The sequence below is a fragment of the Streptomyces sp. NPDC040432 genome (assembly GCF_055595445.1).
In genome coordinates this window covers 1-3,258 of sequence record NZ_JBVIVP010000057.1, presented here as the reverse complement: position 1 = coordinate 3,258, position 3,258 = coordinate 1, and the positions used below count along the sequence as shown (strand labels likewise).

The window sequence follows — 3,258 nt, the reverse complement described above, 5'->3', positions numbered from 1 at the left end:
TCCGCCTCACCACCCTGCGCCCCGAGCAGGCCGCCTACATCGGCGTCAAGGTCGAGGGCCCGTACAAGCCGGACCACTACCGCTACTGATCCTGATCACCCGTTGATCAGCAGAGGCTGAAGCAGGCCCCCGGCATCCGCGCCGGGGGCCTGCCCCGTATCCCGATCACCCCACCCGTCTCCGCCCCTTCCCGAGAAAGCGCGTCGATGCCACGCGGCCGGTACTCGCTCCACGACCCGCACGATCACGCCCCCCTCGGCGAGGAGCACTTCCACTGCGCGCCGGGTCCCTCCGGCTGGCGCTACGTCGCCCAACTGACCTTCCCCGACGGCGAACACCGCGGCTCCGTCGACCTGGCCGTCGACGAACTCGGCCGCCCCATCCGGCTGGAACTCAACGCGGCGGGCTGGCAGCTCCGCGGCGCGGCCATCGACGGGGTCACCTGGGTCCGCACCGACCCCGCCGGCGCCGAGGCCACCGAGGGCAACGTCGCCGCCCCCGGGTTCACCGGCACCTCACCGGCCTTCCTCATCGCCACGGCCCGCCTGCTGCGCCTCGCCCCCGGCGACCCGGCCACCCGCGTCCGGCTCGTCGCCCTCACCGACCCGGTCCTCGCGGCCCGTACCGTCGACCAGGCGTGGGCCCTGCTCCACCGCGAGGAGCACGCCACGGACAGCGGTCCGCTGCTGGTGGACGAGTACCGGGTGACCGCCCTGGACACCGGAGAGGTGCACACCGTCCACATCGCGGGCGACGTCGTCCTCTCGGCGCCCGGCATCGAGCTCGAACACCTGGAGACCCCGCCCTCCACCTTCGAGGGCGCGTAGCCGCACCGGCTCAGGCGGGCGGCGCGAACCCGCTCCGCGGCGCGGGCGCCTCCGCGGGCGCGACCGGAGCGACGGGCGCGGCCGGAACCACGGGAGCCACGGGAGCGACCGGAGCCGCGTACGGGTACGGACCGACCGGTCCCCCGGTCGGCGCGAGGGGCGGCATCATCGGCGGCGCGGCCTGCACGGCCTGCGCGGCCCGGGCCGCCTGCGCCGCGGCCCCGAAGGCCCGGGCCGCGTCACGCGACTGCCGTTCGTGCATCACCGCCATCAGGAACGCGGCGGCGGGCACCCCGGCCGGAGGCGGCGTTCCGGTCCTGGCCACCACGTCGTCCGCGAGCCGCGCCGCCAAGGCCGCGCCCATCTGCGGATCCAGCTGGTTCATGCGCGTCAGGTACTGCCGCACCGCCAGCCACAGCCCGTCCGGTACCGCCGACAGGTCCAGCGCGGTGAACCGCCCGGCCAGCCACGGCGGCGGCGGGGGCACCGGCATCACCGGGGTCCCGGGCACCCGCTCGCGGATCACCAGGGTTCCCGCGAACACGTCGCCGAGCCGTCGCCCCCGCTCCGACACCAGCGAGGCGATGCAGGCCACCACCCCCAGGGTCATCAGCAGTTCCACGACCCCCATGGCGCCGCGCACCAGCGCGTGCCGGAACCGGATCGGCCCGCCGTCCTCGCGGACCACCCGCAGCCCGCACGCCAACTTCCCCAGCGACCTGCCGTGCGTCAGCGTCTCCACCGCGATCGGCACGCCGACCAGCAGCAACAGGAAACCGGCCACCGCCACGGCGGCCTGGAGGGCGTCGTCCAGGCCGTACGTCGCGACGGTCAGACCGATGGAGATGAGGGTGTATCCGGAGAGGTACACGGCCAGGTCCAACAGGATGGCGAGGGCCCGGCTCGGCAGCCTCGCGGGCCGCAGCCCCAGAACGACCGCGTCCCCCGTCACCAGATCGCTCACGAGCCCACCTTTCACCGACCTGACCCGCCCCTGTGGCACCCAGTCTGCCAAGCTGACCACAGGAGTAGTAAGCCGAATCGGGTGGCCTGGGGCAGGGGAGCGGTAACCGGATGGATCTCGACGTCTTCGTGGTGGCCCACCAGGCGGAGTGGGCCCGCCTGGAGCAGCTGCTCGGCCGCGGCCGGCGGCTCACCGGATCGGAGGCCGACGAACTCGTCTCGCTCTACCAGCGCACCTCCACCCACCTCTCCCTGGTGCAGTCGAGCGCTCCCGACCCGATGCTGACGGCCCGCCTCACCCAGCTCGTCGCCCGGGCCCGCGCCACGGTGACCGGTACCCGACGTGCGAGCTGGCGCGACGCGGCCCGCTTCTTCACGGAGGGTTTCCCGGCGGCCGTCTACCGCAGCCGCCGCTGGTGGATACCCACCGCCCTCCTGTCCACGGCCCTCGGCGTGCTGATCGGTTGGTGGATAGCCACCCACCCCGAGGTCCAGGGAGCCATCGCTGCCCCGACCGAGCTCAAGCAGCTCACCGAGCCCGGCGGCAAGTACGAGACCTACTACTCCAGCCACCCCGCGGCCTCCTTCGCCGCCCAGGTCTGGACGAACAACGCCCAGGCCGCCGCGATCTGCCTGGTGTTCGGGGCGTTCCTCGGGATCCCGGTGCTGTGGATCCTCTTCCTGAACATGGCCAACCTCGGCGTCGGCCTCGGCCTGATGAGCTCGGCCGGCCGCCTCGACGTTTTCCTCGGACTGATCCTCCCGCACGGCCTGCTCGAACTGACGGCCGTCTTCGTCGCCGCGGGCACGGGCCTGAAACTGGGTTGGACCGTCATCGACCCGGGCCCCCGAACCCGCCGCACCGCCCTAGCGGAACAGGGCCGCGCCGCCCTCGGCATGGCCATCGGCCTGGCCCTGGTCCTCTTCGTCTCCGGCCTGATCGAAGGCTTCGTCACGCCTTCGGGCCTCCCCACCTGGGCCCGCATCGCGATCGGCATCGCCGCCGAGGTGGCCTTCCTCGTCTACGTCTACGTCCTGGGCGGCCGAGCCGCCCGTGCCGGCGAGACCGGCGACGTGGAGGAAGCCGACAGGACGGCAACCCTGCCCACCGCCGCCTGATGTGCGCCGGCCCCTGCCGAGCTGCTAGTCTCCTCGTCGTCCCGCAAACCCCGTTGACACGGAAGATGCGGGGAGGTAGATTCGAACGGTTGCCTCGAACTGGACAAGTTCGGCAGTGATGGTTTAAAGTCTCATCTCGCCCCCAGGAATTGAATTCCAAGTGGGCACACTCGACTCTTCATTCAGTCTTCCAAGCCGGGGAAATCCGGTGGAAACATTCTGATAGAGTCGGAATCGCCGGAAAGGGAAAGCGCGAAAGCGCAGGACCTGGAAAGCACCGAGGAAATCGGGCCCGAGAGAGTCTGATAGAGTCGGAAACGCAAGAACAGAGCAGGACAACAGAACGAAA

General features: G+C 71.5%; 4 protein-coding genes. 3 read left to right on the top strand and 1 reads right to left on the bottom strand.

Annotated features, from left to right (window positions below):
* Together ACZ58N_RS38760 and ACZ58N_RS38755 are read left to right on the top strand one after the other, a co-directional pair.
* Nucleotides 1-89: adenosylhomocysteinase (locus tag ACZ58N_RS38760; RefSeq protein WP_471058584.1), on the top strand; the 89-nt coding region annotated here is incomplete at its 5' end.
* A gap of 117 nt (nt 90-206) precedes the next feature.
* Nucleotides 207-827, top strand: coding sequence for a hypothetical protein (locus tag ACZ58N_RS38755; protein ID WP_471170353.1), 621 nt, complete (start codon nt 207-209; stop codon nt 825-827).
* 10 nt (nt 828-837) lie between these two features.
* Here ACZ58N_RS38755 and ACZ58N_RS38750 read toward each other — a convergent pair whose 3' ends face one another.
* A complete protein-coding gene (locus ACZ58N_RS38750; RefSeq protein WP_471170350.1) occupies nt 838-1,791 on the bottom strand; it encodes an RDD family protein in 954 nt (317 codons plus the stop codon).
* 110 nt (nt 1,792-1,901) lie between these two features.
* On the opposite strand from ACZ58N_RS38750, the gene ACZ58N_RS38745 reads away from it, so the two are divergent.
* A complete protein-coding gene (locus tag ACZ58N_RS38745; protein ID WP_471170347.1) occupies nt 1,902-2,909 on the top strand; it encodes a stage II sporulation protein M in 1,008 nt (335 codons plus the stop codon).
* Nucleotides 2,910-3,258: the final 349 nt, after the last annotated feature.